Consider the following 18,917-nt stretch of genomic DNA (forward strand, 5'->3'; position numbering starts at 1 on the left):
AATTATGCACGACGATGTATATGCACTCATACGCAGTTTTTTTTTCGTAAATGAACTCGAAACTATAGTTCTTTAGGCCTTTTTTGCTGTGGATAATTGTTGAAAAGTAAAAAATGCGTCGAAAAAGTAGTCCTATTGTTCTAAAATACATGTTATGATATTCATAAAAAAGGAAATTTAGTTTCCAGGGAGGCCCATATTTATGAATTGTGGCAGCTGCAGTACTATTCCCCCGATCCGCACAGAGGGGACGTTATGGATACGCCCAGTGGATGGAAGCATTAGACATAAGCTTCAGCAAATAGGACACGTCGTGTTGCTGGATAACCATGTCATGGGATGCTCCTATTCGAATTGGGACGAGCTGCTGCAACTGTTTCTTCTCCTGGAAGCTGAGGAATCGGCCTTGGAAGGAAAGCTGAAATCCCGAAGTGAAGAATCGGCTGTACACCTGCTGTCGGAAGAGTGGGTAGAACTTGCAATGCTGCGGGCACGTCTGGAGCATTACGATATAGTGCAGCTTATTCTTAGGCGGGAATTCAGCAGCCATATGCAACCCATTGTGGATCAGGATCTGCAAGTGATCGGTTATGAATTTCTGCTTCGCCAGTCATCACATGAGCAATTGATCTCACCCTATCAATTATTCGAGGTGGCTCGAAGCACAGGGTTGTATACATATCTGGACCGAGCTGCTTGCGTCAAAGCTATTGAGACAAGCGCGAGATATCTGCCTCGGGGTACGAAGCGATTTGTGAATTTTTTGCCCTCATCTATCCGAAATCCGAAGTTTTGCCTCCAGCACTCCTTTGACATCATTGCAAAGCTGTCGCTTGATCCTGCTGATTTTGTGTTTGAGGTCGTTGAGACGGAGGAAATTAAAGACCTGGATGTATTGAAGCGTATTTTCGATGAATATCGCAGACACGGGATTGCCGTGGCTCTGGATGATCTGGGAGCCGGGTACGCGACGATGGAGCTCATGAACAGACTTGAGCCTGATTATGTGAAAATAGATCGTAGTCTCATTCACGAATGTCACCGTGATCCGCAGAAGCAGCGTCAGATTGAGCGAATTGTGCAATCGGCTAAAGCTTTTCATGGAAAAGTACTTGCAGAGGGGATTGAGAATCGCGAGGATTATCTATACTGTCTGCAAGCAGGAATTCCGCTGGCCCAAGGCTATTTGTTCGGACGTCCGCAGCAGGAGCCGCTGAATTATGTATCCATTGCATAAGACTGGCTGGGATGCATACATAAGGACACAATTATCGTATATGTGGGACTATAATAAAGCACACAGGACCCGGGAGAACCTTTATCCCTTGACCTGTGTGCTTTATTGCGCTGAGGATCATCTTAAGAAGTAATTAGGGACTAATTAAGGATGATTAAGGATAATTAAGGACTCGTCACATAAATGCCAAGTGGAGTACTGGCACTGCCAGCCACCATGAAGCTGAACGAATACGAGCTACGGCCTGGAGGAGCAGTTATGTCTGCAAGTCTACAGACTTGGGTATTGTTACGCAGGAGTGGAATGCCATACACGGTATTGTCCAGTCGTACTGAGCCTGCAAAAGCACCTCCGCGTGGATTGGCATAAATGCGTACCTGGCGTTCCTCCGGTAGAGGGTTATAGATCGGGATTGTGACATGGTAGATGACCCCGAACTGTCCCCGATTATCAAGTGCTGGCCCTAGTTCACTACGTGCTGCTGTGAACAGCAGGTCAGCCGGAACTGTTCCGTCCAGCCGTGAGGCAGCACAAGCTCTATAATTAGCACTTGTACCGATGATATACTCCGGCATGATAGCGTCCGTCTCGCTGAAGCTCCAGCTTCCTCGGGGGTGGGCTTGTGGTGGCGGAACAGGCGGTAGAGGTGCTGATACCACCTCACGCAAGTCAGCAGTTAGGTCCTTACTCACTACGGTTCGGATCTCATAATCCAGCTTCCCTCGGTGTCCCGGACGGGTCAACGTCAGATCATAGACGAAGCCAGCCAGAGACCCCTCTGGCACCTCGAATTGTTCCAGCAGAGATACACCTCGACAGGCTTGAAGTGAATCCACTGGACGAATGCGCTCCATCGTCCCGGCCAGACAGGACTTGGCAATACACTGTCCGACATCAATGATCCAGCTCGCAGTCTCTGGCACAACCTTCAATTCTCTTTCCAGTTGGCTAAGCCTCATGGGTGCCCCATTCTTATTCTCGATCGTAACACCGATACGGACTGGGCCACCTGTCTTGTTGTAGTGCCAGCCAAAAATCCGATGCCGTACAGTCTTGTCGGTAGTGTGGACCACATCATGCCATAAGGTTCCGTCCACTTCGGGTACATTGGTCGACGTCAATGTCTCGGGGTTGTCACTGAGCATTAAGCGTCTGGTACCATGTGGCTGAGCGGAGGCAACGTCGATATTGATGTTGCCAGGGACTGACATCGTTTCACCGATCAGATTGTCCTGAGTGCAGGTCATGCGAATTCCTCCCATCATGAGAATCGTACCACGAGTTATCCTTTTGCAGTGATCAAGGAGCCAGCCGGGCCCGACTATAACTTCTCCTCTTATCTATATAGGTAATTTGAACGGTCGAAGTACAACCTAAATAGACCCTGGAATTGTACTGTTTCTCCTATATCCAGAGAAGGCAGCTATTCCGGGGTCTATGTGTGTAGAGGTCGAGAGGCTACTCCTTTACCCTTGACCGGTTACAAATGTGAATATAGAGCCGCTGCAAGCAGGAGCCTGTCGACTGTTATTCAGCTTGGTATTCACCTTGTTGTTCTACGTACTATATATGCTTATCGGTAGGTTTTATGCTGCAGCTCATCGAGGCTCTTGAACGTATAGCCTTGCTGCTGGGCCGCCTGAATAATGGAAGGCAATGCCTCCATATTATCCTTGGACACCGAGTGCAGCAAAAGAACGGCTCCAGGGTGGAATTGTGAGACCACCTGCCGGAAGGCATGATTGGAGCCCATTTGCCGCTGTACATCCCAATCCTTGTAGGCGGCAGACCAGAATACGTTGGTATATCCTGCCTCTTGGCACACCTTCAATACCTTTCCGCTGAAGATACCACGCGGTGGTCTGACATACTTCATTTCCGATTGTCCCGTAATCTTGCCTGCTGCCTCGCGTACCTTGTCCAGCTCTGTACGGATCTGCTCAGCAGATAGTGTAGTCATATCCGGGTGACTCCAGGAGTGGTTGCCGATGATATGGCCCTCATCCGCCATTCGGCGTAGCAGCTCAGGCTGATCTCGCACGAAATGTCCGGTTACGAAAAAGGCGGCCGGTACCTTATGCTGCTTCAGAACATCCAGTACTTTGCCTGTATAGCCATTCTCGTAGCCATTGTCGAAGGTCAGATATAGCTCCTTGTGGCTCGTATCTCCCAAGAAGACGGCTCCTTGCTCCTGCAGCTTGTCCATGAAGCCTTCCTGTGCAATGGATGGAAGCTCGCCGTTACGGCTTTTCTTGAATCCAAAATGAAAGGGCTGACCGTCTCCAGCCGCTGTGGCTACGCTGTCCATGCCTGGTACAGTCAGGATCAGCAAGCCACCTAATAGGAGCCAGCCTAGCTTTTTCACGATCAATGTCTTCAATACGTTAAACCTCCTGTTCATGATGTGCATCTTCCGCACGACACGGATACTCATAGGCTTGTCAGGAAGCGGAGCAAATATGTAAGCTTTTTGCATAAATTTTCTCAAAGGTATCTATTCCACCTTCGATCTTGTATTGCTCAGAATCCGTTCAGAGGCACGATCTATAATCAATTTGGAGAGGTACATCAGAATTACCATGATTTGTGGTCTTTATTTGGGGTAAGAGGATGACGGATGACAGTGAATGGGCTACTATAGCCTTACAGCTGGATAATGGCAGGTTCCTTGTCCAGACACTAAAAAACCGGGAGAGCCTCTTATCTATGAAAAAGCAAATCGTAAGCATAGCTGTGGTTGTACTAATGACCGTAGCTCTGCCAGTGTATCTCATCCTAGCGTGGTCCGCAGATAGCCGGGAGCTTCCGCGTGCAGAGAAGGGAGTGCTGGATCTTCGTGAATGGAACTTTCGTGAGCAGGGTGTAGTACAGCTTCGTGGTGAATGGGAGTTCTATTCGGAGCGCTTCCTACCGCCATCCCCTCCTGTTATGCGGATGACAGAGGCTTCTCTGGATGTGCACTCGCTGAATAGGGTTCAGAAATCATACATAGCCGTGCCTGGAAAATGGGACAGTGCTCTCCCGGATGGTCAGCCTGACGGATTTGGTACTTACCGCCTTCGAATATTACTGCCTGATGAGCAGGAGGACGTATACGGTGTCACCATGCAGAATATTCGCTCCGCGAGTCGTGTCTACCTGAATGATACGGAGATCGGAGCCAGTGGGGAGCCTAGCAGAACAGCGGATACTGGACAACCAGGGAATGTTCCGTTTACTGGATTCGGCAAAACAGATGGCAGCACGCTTGAGCTGACGATCCATGCAGCGAATTATAGCTATGCTTCAGGAGGGATGGTCAAGCCGTTGCTCTTCGGAGATACAGGCTCCATTCAGCAGGTACGGAATAAGGCATTAGCTATGGATCTGCTGGTTGCAGCTGGATTCTTCCTGCCTGCTCTCTATTTCATGGTACTGTACCGTCTGCGGAAAAAGGAGCTGTCTCTGCTCTACTTGGGTGGATTTTGCTTCGCCGCATTGCTGTACTGTCTGGTGCAGGGTGAGAAGCTGGCAGGTACGATTCCTGGCATTCCCTATGAATGGATCCTGCGCATTCAGTTGATCTCATCGACACTGGTGTATTTTTTCCTGCTAAGGTATGTGAGCACCTATATAGAGGGATTGGTGCACCGTATCGCCCTTTGGATATCGACAGGCTGCACTGTATTGTTGGTGGCCATCGGCCTGCTGCTACCTACGATTATCATGTCTACTACCGAGCCGGTATTGCTAATGTATGCCATCGTAAGTGTGCTCTATTCGGTGTATGCCATGGCCAAGGGGCTGGTCATGCGACCGGAGAGTGTTACATATATGACCGCCAGTATGCTCAGCATTATGATGACGGTTGTAGTAACCATCACGAATCTGGTGGGGAGACTGGAAATCAAGGGCTTGATTGCCTATGAAGTCCTGATCTTCGTCAGTGCCCAGGCGCTCCTGCTGGCTCATCGGTATGCCAAATCGTTCTATGAGGTGGAGAGCCTGTCTCACCGCTTGCTCACGCTGGATGGCTTGAAGGATGAGTTCCTTGCCAATACCTCGCATGAGCTGAGAACTCCACTGCACGGAATTATTAACATTGCCCAGTCCACCATCGAGCGCTCAGAGGGGAGATTGGATGAGAAGCAGCTCAGTAATCTGGGATTAATCACAGCTGTGGGGCGTAGACTGTCATACCTTGTCAACGATATTCTGGACTTCTCGAATCTCAAAAATGGCAGGCTACAGCTCTATCTTCGAGCTGTAGATGTACGATCCGCTGTATACTCCGTGCTGGAGGTGCTAAGTCATACAGTGGGCAAGAAAAGAGTGGTGTTCATTACGGAGCTACCAGAGGAGCTTCCGCGTGTCCTCGCTGACGAGGATCGACTGAGTCAGATTTTGTACAATCTGCTGGGGAATGCTGTGAAGTTCACGAATGAAGGAACGATCACGATTCGGGCAGAGTCAAACGAACGCGAGCTGAAGCTCACAGTGGAGGACACAGGAATTGGTATTGCCAAGGAGCATCTTCAGGATATATTCCAGCTGTTCAATCGCGGAGGCCAATCAGATCAATCTCCATACAGCGGGACCGGATTGGGGTTAAATATTACAAAGCAGCTTATTGAGCTGCATGGTGGACGTATTCAAGTACAATCTGAGGTAGGAAAGGGCTCTGTCTTTATCTTCACGCTCCCGCTTGTCGACGCAAGCCATAAGCAGCCTGTCGTGACTATGTCAGCAGAGCTACTGGACCTAAACGAATACCTGATCGAATCGGAGCTGGTAAGGTACGGCAGTCTGAACGAGACAACGGCTGGTAAGCAGACGTCTGCTTCATCGTCTCCGGGAGAACAGCGAGCCGTTCTGCCTGCAGATGAGAGACAGCATACAATACTGGCAGTGGATGATGACCCGATTAATCTGCAGGTTCTAATGGAGCTGCTTAGCTCGCCTAGCTGCAGGGTCATCGCTGTTGATCAAGGGACCGAGGCCTTGGAATATGTGTCTGGACAAGAGCGTATTGACCTGGTCATTACGGATTGGGTCATGCCGGGCATGTCGGGAGTAGAGCTATGCAGAGCGATTCGTGAGAGCTATTCTCTGGCCGAGCTGCCGATCCTGCTGCTTACCGCCAGGGATCTGCCTGGTGATATTGAAGTCGGCTTTGAGGCAGGGGCTAATGATTTTCTGCGCAAGCCTGTGGATGCTCAGGAGCTGCGAGTACGTGTGCATACACTACTGAATATTCGTTCCTCTGCACAGGAGGTTGTCCGCTCTGAGATGGCATTTTTACAAGCCCAGATCAAGCCGCACTTCCTGTACAACGCCCTGAATGTCATTATTTCAACCTGTACGGTGGACCCGGATCGGGCAATTGAGCTGTTGATGGACTTAAGTCAGTATTTACGTGGTAGCTTTGATTTCCAGAATCGCGATCAGACGATTCCGCTGCAAAAGGAGCTTGAGCTTGTAGAAGCCTATGTGTCCCTTGAGCAGGCACGATTCGAGGAGAGGCTTCAGGTTGAATACGATATTAGTGAGGAGGCGAAGGCTCTCATTCCACCACTAACCATTCAGCCGATTGTGGAGAATGCGATCAGGCACGGAATTATGCAGAGGGCTACTGGCGGACTTATTCAGATTGTAATACACCATGAAGACAGCCACATACATATTCGGGTGAGTGACAATGGTGTCGGAATTCTGCCTAAGCTGCTACCACAGCTTCTGATTGAGGGGACTCATAGCAATAGTGTAGGTCTTCGCAATATTCACCGCAGATTGATGACTTTATACGGGCACGGACTTGATATCAAGAGTACACCTGGAGTGGGTACGACGGTCAGCTTCAAAGTACCTTACAAGCTACCTGGAGAATTCGCGGCGAAAGGATAATAATTTGCTCAGGAGGGGGACGCTTGCTGAAGATATACTTACTGGATTGCGATGAAGATCATATGCGCAGAATGAAGGATATATTTGGGCATATGCCTGAGACTCAAGTCGTTGGATGCTCAAGTAACCCCAAAATTGCATTAAATGAGGTAGAAGCTCTAAAGCCTGACGCTGTTTTTCTCGATATAGAATTAGAAGGCATTTCTGGATTGGATATGTCAGATATTATTCGGGCGAAATGTGCAGCGGAGATTGTCTTTGTGACAGCTAGTCGCCATTATGCGCTGCATGCCTTTGAGAAGCAGGCAGTGGACTATATATTGAAGCCGCTGACAGCAGACCGTCTACTAAGAACTATTGGGCTGCTGGACAAGCGCAGCTCTTTGCCGGAAAGCCGACTATTATAAAGAGAACAACAGCAGGGAGGAAGGCTTATGAAGGCTATTCTGATTGATGATGAGCGTTCAGCACTGAATCAACTGGAAAGACTCCTACAGAACGACGGGCGGCTGACAGTCGCAGGCAAATACACCTCTGCCAAGCTGGGAATAGAGCACTTGAGCACAGCACATACAGATGTGATATTCTTGGATATCGGTATGCCTGAAATGAATGGACTGGAGGCGGCTGAATGGATTGAGCAGCTTGGACTAGGAGCTCAGATCGTCTTCATCACAGCGTATTCAGAATATGCTATCGAAGCCTTTGAGCTGCAAGCACTGGATTACGTGCTCAAGCCTGTGCATCCTCAGCGGCTCGGCAAGACGATTGACCGAATCGTAAGCAGGGGCCCGGCTCAGCCAGTGGAGCCGCTGGTGGCCGAACCGGATGTGCGCTGCTTCCAACGCCTTGAGTTAACGTCACTCGCCGGGGCTGTGCCGAAGGAGTTTGACGGTAAGCCTTTCAAATGGAGGACGCTCAAGTCCCAGGAGCTGTTCGCTTACATGGTTCAGCAACGGGGAGAATGGGTCAACAAGCAGCAACTCCTCGATGACCTGTGGCCGGAGTATACAATGGATAAAGCTGTTGTGCATCTGCACACCACCGTCTACCAGATCCGCAAAATGCTGAAGGAATGGCTGGAGGGCATCCGGCTTGAATTTAATCTGGACCGCTATCGTCTGAATGTAGGGCACTGGAGTACAGATGTGGATGCCTTTGAGCAGGCCGTTCGAGCCTTTCGCAGCGCACCTGAGGGCCAGGAGGATTATGAACAGCTGGATCGTGCGCTACAGCAGTACCGTGGACATTATCTGGAGGACCATGATTATGTATGGGCTTACTCCCGTCAGGAGGAGCTGCGAGAGCTCTATGTGGAGGGAATGCTGCTGCGAGCCCGTGAAGAGCACCGTACAGGACACTCCAGAAAGGCAGCCCAGCGTCTCTTGCAGCTTCAGGAGAAGGAGCCGTATTCCGAGCAGGTATGTACCGAGCTGCTACGCATATACGATGAGATGGGGAATCACACAGCTCTGATCCAGCACTATGAGCGCTTCTCTGTGCTGCTATATGAAGAGCTTGGCGTGGAGCCATCCGCCGACATGTGTAAGGCATATGAGCGTTATGCCGGGGAGCAGTCTCATACAGCATGATGGGAGGGACACCTCGCTGGGGGAAGATGGGCTGAACCAGCTTCGAGCTCTGGCGACAGAATGTGCAGGCGGCACATTTTTTGACGAACAGTGAAGCAAGACAACATATACAGAGAAAGACACATACCTGCAGCATAGGACATAGACATACAACTGGGACACACACCTACAGCATTAGACACAACATACAGCACGAGACACACATATACAGCACGAGACACACATATACAGCATGAGACAGACATATACAGCACGAGACACTAGGCCTATCGCCCGAGTTCCCAGTCGTACAGAAGGAGCCAAGGATGCCAGAACTAATCTTGGGATCGTGTAAATAATCTTGAGATAACGTAAAAGAACAAGACCGTGCCAGTGGTCATCACACCATGGGCAACGGTCTTGCTTTGGTTAGAGGAGAGAAGGACTGCTGCAAGTAAGGAGCCTCGAATGGTAATAAGGAACTCCTCAAATGGTAGCTGCAAGTTAGGAGCTCCTAGTAGCCCTTGAATCCAGCTTACATTCCTAGCGGATCAGAGATTCGTGGGGGCAGGCCTGATCACCTCTAACAATCTACAAGGCGCCTTGCCATACTGCGTAACCGAAGGGCGGCAATTCCGTCTCCAGAATGTCTTCATGGAGGACTCCCTGCGAATGGCCATATCGTGGCTTCAGAGGTGTCGCACCTGTTGCCTCTAATGCCACCCTGACTGCTTGCGGATGGTTCTCACGGTTGAGCAGAATCAGGAGATGCTCTTGGTGTGAGCGACGTTCGTAGACAATTAAGCCACTCCCCGCCTTCGCCTCCAGAAAGCGGAAGCTTCCTTCAGCACGCAGAGCAGGGTGCTCGTTCCGCATCTGAATCAATTCCTGATAGAAGGCGAACAGCTCACGATCCTGCAGCTCCTCGTCCCATTGCATGCATTTTCGACAATCCGGGTCTGCCCCGCCATCCATGCCAATCTCATCGCCATAGTAGATACATGGTGTGCCGAGGTAGGTGAACTGGAAGAGCGCCGCTAGCTTCATGAGCCGTGTGTCTCCCTTGCAGAGGGTGAGCAGGCGCGGAGTATCGTGACTGTCCAGCAGGTTGAAGGCAACCTCGGCAGCCTGACGAGGATAGCGGGCCAGTTGATTGCCGATGGAGAAGGCGAACTGCTCGGCATCCGTCTTATTATCCACGAAGAAATCAATAACCGACCTAGTAAAAGGGTAGTTCATCGTGGCATCGAACTGATCACCCTGCAGCCACTCGACAGAATCATTCCACATTTCTCCCAGAATATAAGCCTCGGGATTGATGGATTTCACGGTCGTACGAAAGGCTCGCCAGAAGGCATGATCTACCTCATCGGCAACGTCCAGGCGCCAGCCATCGATACCGATCTCCTTCGTCCAGTATTCGGCTACCTGCAGCAGATAGCTCCTCACCTCGGGATGCTCTGTATTCAGCTTGGGCATCATCGGCTCCAGCGCGAATGTATCGTAGGTAGGTGTGCCATCATTTACAGTCAAGGGAAAGCTATGTACATGGAACCAGTCTCTATAGGAGGAGGCCTCTCCCTTCTCCAGCAAATCCACAAACGGAGCGAAGGTCCTGCCGGAATGATTGAACACGGCATCCAGCAGCACCCGGATTCCTCGTGCATGGCACGCATTCACCAGCGTCTTCAGCAGAGCGGCATCGCCGAAGTGGGCGTCCACCTTCATATAATCCTCGGTATCGTATTTATGATTAGTTGTCGCCTGGAACACAGGAGTGAAGTAGATAGCTGTTATGCCAAGGCTCTCCAGGTAATCCAGATGATTCAGCACGCCTTGCAGGTCCCCGCCGAAGAAGTTGTCGAACCGTGGCTGTCCGCCCCAGGCCTCAGTCCCTGGAGGATTAAGGGACGGATCGCCATTGGCGAAGCGTTCCGGGAAGATCTGATAGAACACAGCATCCTTGACCCAAGCAGGGGGTCGGAGAATATCGATAGGGTTAAGAAAAGGATATTGGAACATGCGGTCGGGATTCTCCGGCTCTTCTGTTACGAAATCATGCTCAACCATCCATAGCTGCTCTTCCCCCGAGCACAGGAGAAAGCTGTATTTCAGACGACGGTGGCGTGGCTGGACCTTGCATTCGTAATAATCGAATCGGCTGTCGGTAGCGAACTTGTACATAGGGATGAGCTCACGAGTCCGCTCCCAGTCATATTTATCTCTGGTTAGCGCATGAACCTCAGTCATCTCGTTCTTCTTCGTGCGCAGACGAAGATAGATGGTCTTCTCGTCATATCCAAAAGCCCAGTTGCGCTTCGGATCATGGTGTACTGCCTCCAGTAGCATGGACATTCACTCCTTTTGGGTTGGAGGATTCGGTAACAGGTTAGCTAATCATTACCCGCAAGCCCTGTTCTTTGTAACAGGTTAGAAGAAGTATGCCGGGCATACGACATCTATTGTGCTCCAAATTCCAAAAAAAAACAAAATTTCAGGACGAATGTAAGAAAAAGCACTGGAATATAATACCTGATCTGTGTATGATGTACTTGTGTACAGGCTTTAGGCTGCTCACGTATTACAGCGGTTGTGTACAAGCAGCGCCCAATCGACCATTAAGGAGGGGAGAGGCTCTTACGGGAGCTAAGAGCGTGGAGACGGCCGTAGGATTGACATGATTCATAATTCAAAGGAGGAATATCCATTGAGTACAATCAAATCCAATCGTAACACTGCAAGTGCAGGACGAGCCCATACCCGTTCCAAATCGAAATGGTCTTCGACTACAGTAATCACAGGGGTTGTTGCGGCTCTCATTGCTGGAAGCGCTTACTATGCATCTCCATCTTATATTCTGGCTTCTGAGGTGCAGCCGGAGGAAGCAGTCATTAGCTTGGCTACTACGGATCTTTATGTAGCCCCTAATGGAAGCGCAACCAATCCGGGTACGTTAAGCAGTCCAATGACATTGGAGGCAGCGTTAACCCAGATTGCACCTGGCAAAACGATCTATATGCGTGGAGGCACGTACAGCTATGGACAGACGATTACCGTTGAGCGCGGGAATAGCGGTACATCCGGTAGCCGTAAGGGGCTCGTAGCGTATGGAAGTGAGAAGCCTGTTCTTGATTTCTCTGCTCAGGAATTCGCCTCGGCGAATCGGGGCTTACAATTATTTGGCGACTATTGGCTCGTGAAGGGTCTTGAGATCAAGGGAGCCGGAGATAATGGCGTATTCATCGGGGGGAGCTATAACCGTCTCGAAAATATAGAAGCGCATCATAATCGTGACACAGGGATTCAAATCGCACGCTACAGCTCAACCGCAGCCAAGAGTGAGTGGCCTAGCTACAATGAAGTCATTCGTTCCTATTCGCACAACAACTTTGATCCAGATGATGGTGAGGATGCAGACGGCTTCGCAGCCAAGCTGACCGTTGGTCCAGGCAATGTCTTTGATGAGTGCTTGGCGGCATATAATGTAGACGATGGATGGGATCTCTACTCCAAGTCGGATACGGGCGCTATCGGCGTAGTCACAATACGCAATAGTATCGCCTATCAGAATGGACAGACAGAGGACGGTACCTCGACCTCCAACAGTGATGGCAACGGCTTCAAGCTGGGCGGTGAGAAGATCAGTGTTGATCATATTGTGACGAACAGTATTGCTTTTCAGAATAAAAAGCATGGCTTCACGTATAACAGCAACCCGGGCAGCATCAGCATGAAGAATAATACTTCATGGGCCAACGGTCAGAGCAATTTTGCCTTTGATAAAGGAACGCATATCTTCACGAATAATCTGTCCTTTAATGGTGGAAGCAGCGATAAGACTAGTGGTACGGATACCGATAGCTCTAACGTATGGTGGAAGAACAAGAAGAGCACGAATGCCAAAGGCTTGGTCGTGAGTGCAGAGGACTTTGCCAGCCTCAGTCCTTCAGTCATTCGGAATGCAGATGGCTCCCTGCAGCTTGGCAATTTCCTGAAGCTGGCAACAGGCAGTGATCTGATTGGGTCCGGAACGCCAGCTGGTACGAATGTCGGTGCACGCTAACAGGATGAAGCGTTGATGCAGCTTGTAGCTGGTTACTTGGGACCCTGTCGAGATAGGTACACAGGTCAGGAGTACATGCTACGTATATCTAGCTTGTATGAAGCTATCCATAAAGTGTGAGTTTGTAAAATGTGCACGTGAACAAAAGGCCGCCTGCCCCGGGATGAGATGATCTGTGAGCGTTGTTGGCTCTTCGATCCGCTCAACTTCTCTGGGGCGGCGGTCTATTTTTGAAGAAGTGATTACACGACAGAGAGTTGGTCGAGGCTTTGCTGGATGATATTGCAGGATTGATTGAATTTGACCTGTTCCTCCGCTGTGAGCTCCAGCTCTACAACCTCCTGAATTCCTGCCCCGCCAATAATCGCCGGTACCCCGATGGCAAGCCCGGAATGGCCGTATTCTCCTTCGAGCACCGCTGATACGGCTGTAATCTTGCGATCATCGTTCAGGATGGAGCGTGTGATGTAGGCCAGTGCATTTCCAATTCCGAACTGAGTGGAGCCCTTACGGGTGAAAATCTCCCAGCCAGCATCACGCGTCTTGCGCTCGATGTCCTCCAGGTCCACATGAGCGAACCGGTCCTGATGCTGCCGTAGGATATGAAGGATAGGCTTGCCGCCAATAGTGACGTGTGACCAGGCGACGAACTGTGATTCGCCATGCTCACCTAATGCGTACCCGGAGACGCTGCGGGGATCAATGGCAAATACCTCCGAGAGCAGTGTCTTTAAGCGGGAGCTGTCGATGGATGTACCGGTGCCAATGACCTTGGAGCGCGGGAAGCCTGAGAGCTGCCGCACAAGACAGGTTACGACATCCACCGGATTGGAGGCAATTACGAATATCCCCTGAAAGCCACTGTCCATCACCTCTTGAACAACATTCTGAATGATAGTAGCTGTTGCCTCCAAGACGGTCAGTCTGGATTGCCCTGGTTGTGGGTTGGCTCCAGCCGTCAGAATCACTACGTCCATATCTGCACAATCAGCGCAGGTGCCTGGGTAGACCTTGGTTCGAGTATGGGTGAAATCCATGCAATGGGACAGATCAAGGGCTTGGGCGAGAGCCCGGTCGCTGGAACGGTCAATAATCAAGATTTCATCACATACCGCCTGATTCACCATGGAATAGGCACAGCTGGAGCCTACCATCCCCGCACCGATCACAGCCACTTTACGCGTTTTCCCTTTCATTCGATACAGCCTCCTATGTGGATGAACATCCTTCTTAATATAGTCTATGCAAAAGCCCAGGTATACGTCACGTTTCTTCACATAATGCAATTGAATTATAGATATTTCTATCCTAAAACATTTCATGCCAGAAAAATACAGGTGAACAAGCGATAAAACCGACAGTTTTTTGATCATTTCATGACAAGAAAACTGACGAATGCGCGAACGACAAAAGTTCTTAGTAATCCTCAATATTAGAAGAATTCAGCCAAAGGAGATCGCCGCTCTAAAAGCGAATTGGAATTACATTGCGAAAAGCCGAGGTTACCCTTCGGTAGACGAGCCGTCATGTCAGAAGGCTGCATCCATTATAGATTCAGGAGGGATTACGAATGCAAGAGCTGAAGTCAACCGCCGATATCGCCAGAAAGCTTGGCGTAGGAACAAGTACGCTTCGTAAGTACGCTGCTGCAATGGAGGAGAAGGGGTACCGCTTTGAGCGAGCGGCGAACCAGTCCAGAATGTTCTCTCAGAAGGATATGGAACGGTTCAGGCTGCTGAAGACGGCATTGAGGGAAAATAATTTGCTGCTGTCAGAGGCTGTGGAACAGGCTTTGTTCGCGGAAGATGGACAGCGTGCAGAACACGATATTCATAATTCAGGGAGCGTAGGGATGAGCGTGACAAGTGGGATGGAGGAAGAGCCGGCAATGCTCCTGTATTCGGCCAAAAGGGCCGAAAAGGGCGATGAGCTGAGGTATCTTGTGGAGGCAGTCACAGCGGCAGCATCCGAGAAGGAGTACACGGGCAAAGCGAAGGCAGAACGAATGGAGGAGGATCAGCCTTCACTGTCGCGGAGGGAATTGAACGAAACTTTAGGACAGGACATTCATATGGAATCAGCCGTCGGGGAGCTGCAGTCTAATTCCGTGCTGCAGTCTGATCAGCCGCTATCATCAGGTCAGCGACTACCATTAGATCAACCTATACAATCGGGTTCATCCATGCAGTCCGATCAGGCTGGGGGCTCAGATCAGCCAGCACAGACACCGCAGACACCGCAGACAGAGCAGCAAATATCTCTCCGCCATGAGGCCCTAAGCCCGGACTGGGACAAGCTGTATCGCCGTATTGAGGAACTGGAGGAAGGACAGCTACAGCTGCAACAGCTGAATAGCCAGCTGACTGCCCAGTTGGAGGAGCAGAAGAATTGGATCAAGGAAAGGACGGAGGAGGAGCGTGATCGTCAGCTGATCACCAGTCTACGTACGTACCAAGGTCGTAAAAAGAAGACCCGCAGCTCTATCTTTGCTCTACTGGGTCTGGTGCCGCGCAAGAGCAGGGAGGCATAGGGCTGCTGGCTAATGATATAATGGGACTGTAAAGATGGCGACAGTCCATCCTCTTACGCTAGGAGGAACAGTGGTCTTAGGATATATACGGAGGAGCATTGAAGCATGGCAGGATTATCCTTGTGAGCCGGGGGAGATCATTGCCGACCGCTACAAAATACATGAATTGCTGGGTGAGGGTAGTTATGGCCTGACCTACGCGTGCACGGACAAGCAGGATGGGCGGATCTATGCGCTCAAGCAAGCTCGACCAAGCAAGAAGGCAAGAGGAGAGCTGCTGCTGAAGCAGGAGGCCACTGCCTTAAGTCAGCTGGAGCATCCGCGTATTCCTGCACTTAAGGCGGCCTTTACCTGTAAAAAGCGACAATATATAGTGACAACGTTTGTCGAAGGACGCAACATGGAGGAATTGATCTTTCAGGAGCAGCACCAATTCAATGAGCGGGAATGCGTATCTTATATGCTGTCCCTGCTGGATCTGGTGGAGTATGTGCATGAGCGTGGCTTCGTGCATATGGATTTGCGAATTCCTAACGTCATCCTGCATGGCGAAGATCTGTATCTGATTGATTTTGGCCTTGCTTTGCCGAGTGGGGAAGAGCCAGCTACAGCGGCCATTCAACAGCTACTAAATGAGCGTGATCCACAGCGACGTCTCCCGGTCATTCAGAGTGATCTCTACGATCTGGGACATCATCTGTTGTTCCTGCTTTATACGTCGTATGAGACTGTTGAGGTTACCGAGTCGCTGTCATCTGCACCGAAGCAGCCGCCTGCAGGCTGGGAGCAGGAGCTGCAACTGCATCGTGGCACTCGTCATATATTGGAGCGTCTGCTGCAATTAGGCTCCTGCTATGAGAATACGCTTGAATTGCGCCATGATCTACAGCAACTGCACACCCAACTAGCGGGCGAATTTCATTGAAAATGGGATATTGTCCCTTACGCTTATACGATCGTCTACATAGGATGATATGGAAAATGAGCGAAAGGGGTGCTGTGCATGAGCGGTAAAGCGAAGAACATGGGAATGGGGCCGGCGTACGGGGGTGATAAAGGAGGTTCCTACGGGCCTAGCTATGGATATTGTCCAGGGCCATGGACCTCTACAGGCGCCATTCTTGTCCTGTTCATTCTGTTGGTAATTATTGCGCAGATGTTATTCATCTGCTAGTCGACTTAGCTACTGTTAATTCAAGTACCAGTCACAGTCACTGAGTCACGTGATCTCTGTGTCCAATACACTCTTGTGCCGTATCGGATGAAGCCGATGCAGGCCAAGGGTGTTTTGTCATGTGTGGAAGAAAAAAACGAATTAGTCAAAACTTTCTGCGGGGCTGTGAAGTCTCTTTAATAGCATGATAAGATTCGGCCGAGTTCATAGCATGCGAATGGAGAGGAGTATTGCATCATGGAGCTAGTGGAAGAAAAGCAGCTTGCAGAGAGGGCCTGTGCCGGGGATGAAGAGGCATTTCAGCAATTGATTGCTGCGCATAGAAGACGCTTGTACGGGATTGCCTATAGCTACTTGCATTCTGAGGCTGATGCCCTGGAAGCCCTTCAGGAGACCGTGTGCCGGGGATGGCTCAAATGTGGTGGCCTGCGGGAGCCAGAGACCATGATTCCTTGGCTCATCCGCATCCTGATGAATATTTGCGCCGATGAGCTGAAGCGACGCAAACGATTCCAGCCCTTGTTCAATCATGAGAGTCAGACGACGAGCGAAATGATTAGCGACAGCAAGCTTGATTTGCAGGAGGCTCTGGCGCACATGAAGCCCAAGTACAGAGATGTGCTCGTGCTGAAATACTATCAAGATATGACGATCCAGGAGATCGCAAGAGTATTAGACAAGCCCGAAGGAACGATAAAAACCTGGTTGTACAAGGGATTGAAGCTCATGAAGGGCAAGCTGGAGACTGGAGGTGAGGTGCAGCATGGGAGAGCATGAGGAGCAGCTGCGCAGATATTTTGAAGACAGCCGTTTGGCGGAAAGAAGAATTCAGGAGGTTCAGCTGGAACAAGCGATGAAGCAAGGGCTGCGACAGGCGGCGGAGCGAAAACGTGGCCGCCGCTTTGCTTATATCCTGAGATGGGGTGGGGCAGGCCTTGCGATCTGTCTGGCTATCTTGGCCTCACTATACTATATGCCGCAGGGGGAGCCTGCCAAGCCCGCTTCCTCGGATGCCGTAGCTGCACTTCCGACGTATGTACAGAAGCTTGTGGAGAAGGATAATACCCTGTTACAGGCTGTCGAGCATGGATTATATCAGTCATTGAATCAGACGCAGGAGTCTGGACCTTATGTTATGCAGATTGATGGTGCGATTGCCGATTCACAGCGTGTTATTGTGTTCTACAATCTGACTAATTCATCTACCTCAAATAAGGTGATCCTTGAGAATAACAAGCTACATCTTCTGGATCGAGACGGCAAGCCTACATCTGCTATCTATATGCCATATATGATGGAGGGTCAGATCATAAAGGAGGAAAATAAGATTGCCTTCGACTTTCCAACAGGAGAATATGTACCATCTGAATTCAGGCTAACGGGATATATTCAGGAGGAGAGCAAGACTGGTGGATTGCATAATGGGCGATGGTTCGAGACGGAGGTACAATTGGACCAGAGCAGATTCGCTGACTTGCACCGAGAGGCCGTGATCGAGAAGCCATTCAAGATCGGTGAGAAGGAGTATGTGCTTGAAGGCTTTACGCAGACCCCACTTCGCACGGATGTGAAGATTCGGGAGGTTGATGTCAAGAATCGGCCAACGTATCACCTGCTCGATCCTCGATTGCAGCTCGGTAAGGATCATCAGTTTAGCGAGATTTTGCATATGTATCAGGATATAGACAACAGTAGCGGACAGCATACGATCTATTTCCCAGGCAGCTGGTATCGGGAAGCTACGCCTATGCGTTTTACGCTGGGAGGTATGAGCTTCAAGTTTGACACAGATATCAAAATCAAGCTGGATACGGAGCGTAACGAGCAGGTGTACGCATCGGATGACCGAATCAAGAGCAGTATTATTCGCGAGGAAGGGGGGAAGAAATGGGTTTCTCTAAAGCTTGCAGGTTCTCCGCCCTATTCATTCGAAACATTTGATTGGGCAGATGCGAATGGACAGAAGTACGATTTTAGTATGGACATTGGAGCTAAAGGAAATACAGGAGAGGACTCTCTAATCATCATTCTGAAAGATCAGCAATACAATCAGCCGCTCACGTTCAGTTTCAAAAGTTTTGCAGGCAGCATAATCTATGATGGAGAGAGTATGACCCTAGTTCCTTGATTGCCACAGATCACATCAAGCCAAGCAGCCTTCACCTCGTAGGATCATGGGTGAAGGCTACTGTACTGCTCGCTTTAGATGCTATTGCTCATCGAATTTTCCTCAAAGATTGTTGCTCAGTTACTGATGCTCGAAGGCTAAGCTCTCAAGGTGGTGCCTAGAGGCTAATGCACTATTGCCTTATAGCTTATCAGCCTTATAGCTGCATAGCTGCATAGCCTTTACAGATTAGGAGCTGGAATAACGTCTGTGTCTGTTCTTGTAGTAATCCTGACCGTGTGAACGATTACCGTATTTCAGATCCGAAGAGGACATCTTACGTCTATAGCCT

Annotated in this window: 15 protein-coding genes; 10 read left to right on the forward strand and 5 right to left on the reverse strand. The window is 50.1% G+C overall.

Features of this window, described 5'->3' with window-relative positions:
* The first annotated feature begins 202 nt into the window (after positions 1-202).
* Entirely contained in the window at positions 203-1,237 is a 1,035-nt protein-coding gene (locus K331_RS0111795; protein WP_028590440.1) for an EAL domain-containing protein, read from the forward strand.
* Positions 1,238-1,401: 164 nt separating this feature from the next.
* Here K331_RS0111795 and K331_RS0111800 read toward each other — a convergent pair whose 3' ends face one another.
* On the reverse strand, positions 1,402-2,484 hold the full coding sequence (locus K331_RS0111800) for a hypothetical protein (RefSeq protein WP_028590441.1): 1,083 nt from the start codon (positions 2,482-2,484) through the stop codon (positions 1,402-1,404).
* 326 nt (positions 2,485-2,810) lie between these two features.
* The gene (gene pdaA, locus K331_RS0111805) at positions 2,811-3,545 is read right to left on the reverse strand and encodes a delta-lactam-biosynthetic de-N-acetylase (protein WP_226383586.1); all 735 of its coding nucleotides are present in this window, start codon (positions 3,543-3,545) and stop codon (positions 2,811-2,813) included.
* 398 nt (positions 3,546-3,943) lie between these two features.
* Between pdaA and K331_RS0111810 the strand changes: the two genes are divergently transcribed.
* From K331_RS0111810 to K331_RS29410, 3 genes are read left to right on the forward strand one after another with little or no spacing between them, the layout of a single operon-like run.
* Positions 3,944-7,120: a hybrid sensor histidine kinase/response regulator gene (locus K331_RS0111810; RefSeq protein ID WP_028590443.1), complete on the forward strand. Its 3,177-nt coding sequence runs from the start codon at positions 3,944-3,946 to the stop codon at positions 7,118-7,120.
* 23 nt (positions 7,121-7,143) lie between these two features.
* Entirely contained in the window at positions 7,144-7,527 is a 384-nt protein-coding gene (locus tag K331_RS0111815) for a LytR/AlgR family response regulator transcription factor (protein WP_028590444.1), read from the forward strand.
* Between the two features lie 27 nt (positions 7,528-7,554).
* Entirely contained in the window at positions 7,555-8,712 is a 1,158-nt protein-coding gene (locus tag K331_RS29410; protein ID WP_036634781.1) for a response regulator, read from the forward strand.
* A gap of 314 nt (positions 8,713-9,026) precedes the next feature.
* Here the strand turns inward: K331_RS29410 and K331_RS31885 are convergent, their stop codons facing one another.
* Together K331_RS31885 and K331_RS0111825 are read right to left on the reverse strand one after the other, a co-directional pair.
* The gene (locus K331_RS31885; protein WP_156897650.1) at positions 9,027-9,194 is read right to left on the reverse strand and encodes a hypothetical protein; all 168 of its coding nucleotides are present in this window, start codon (positions 9,192-9,194) and stop codon (positions 9,027-9,029) included.
* Positions 9,195-9,282: 88 nt separating this feature from the next.
* A complete protein-coding gene (locus K331_RS0111825) occupies positions 9,283-11,040 on the reverse strand; it encodes an alpha-glycosidase (RefSeq protein WP_028590445.1) in 1,758 nt (585 codons plus the stop codon).
* Positions 11,041-11,398: 358 nt separating this feature from the next.
* On the opposite strand from K331_RS0111825, the gene K331_RS0111830 reads away from it, so the two are divergent.
* Positions 11,399-12,754, forward strand: coding sequence for a right-handed parallel beta-helix repeat-containing protein (locus K331_RS0111830; RefSeq protein WP_051289803.1), 1,356 nt, complete (start codon positions 11,399-11,401; stop codon positions 12,752-12,754).
* Positions 12,755-12,996: 242 nt separating this feature from the next.
* On the opposite strand, the gene K331_RS0111835 is transcribed toward K331_RS0111830, so the two are convergent.
* Positions 12,997-13,950 carry an L-lactate dehydrogenase gene (locus tag K331_RS0111835; protein ID WP_028590447.1) on the reverse strand — a complete coding sequence of 318 codons (954 nt, stop codon included), beginning with the start codon at positions 13,948-13,950 and terminating at the stop codon, positions 12,997-12,999.
* 374 nt (positions 13,951-14,324) lie between these two features.
* On the opposite strand from K331_RS0111835, the gene K331_RS30960 reads away from it, so the two are divergent.
* From K331_RS30960 to K331_RS0111860, 5 genes are all read left to right on the forward strand, one after another.
* Entirely contained in the window at positions 14,325-15,284 is a 960-nt protein-coding gene (locus K331_RS30960) for a MerR family transcriptional regulator (protein ID WP_051289804.1), read from the forward strand.
* A gap of 70 nt (positions 15,285-15,354) precedes the next feature.
* On the forward strand, positions 15,355-16,209 hold the full coding sequence (locus K331_RS0111845; protein ID WP_028590448.1) for a serine/threonine protein kinase: 855 nt from the start codon (positions 15,355-15,357) through the stop codon (positions 16,207-16,209).
* A 78-nt stretch (positions 16,210-16,287) separates the two neighbouring features.
* Positions 16,288-16,458, forward strand: coding sequence for a hypothetical protein (locus K331_RS31890; RefSeq protein ID WP_156897651.1), 171 nt, complete (start codon positions 16,288-16,290; stop codon positions 16,456-16,458).
* Positions 16,459-16,695: 237 nt separating this feature from the next.
* Positions 16,696-17,235: a sigma-70 family RNA polymerase sigma factor gene (locus K331_RS0111855; protein WP_036634784.1), complete on the forward strand. Its 540-nt coding sequence runs from the start codon at positions 16,696-16,698 to the stop codon at positions 17,233-17,235.
* Positions 17,222-18,586: a DUF4179 domain-containing protein gene (locus K331_RS0111860; protein ID WP_028590450.1), complete on the forward strand. Its 1,365-nt coding sequence runs from the start codon at positions 17,222-17,224 to the stop codon at positions 18,584-18,586. The genes K331_RS0111855 and K331_RS0111860 overlap by 14 nt, the downstream gene beginning before the upstream one ends.
* Positions 18,587-18,917 lie beyond the last annotated feature (331 nt).

This window comes from Paenibacillus massiliensis subsp. panacisoli DSM 21345, assembly GCF_000426545.1.
Taxonomy (GTDB): Bacteria; Bacillota; Bacilli; order Paenibacillales; family Paenibacillaceae; genus Paenibacillus; species Paenibacillus panacisoli.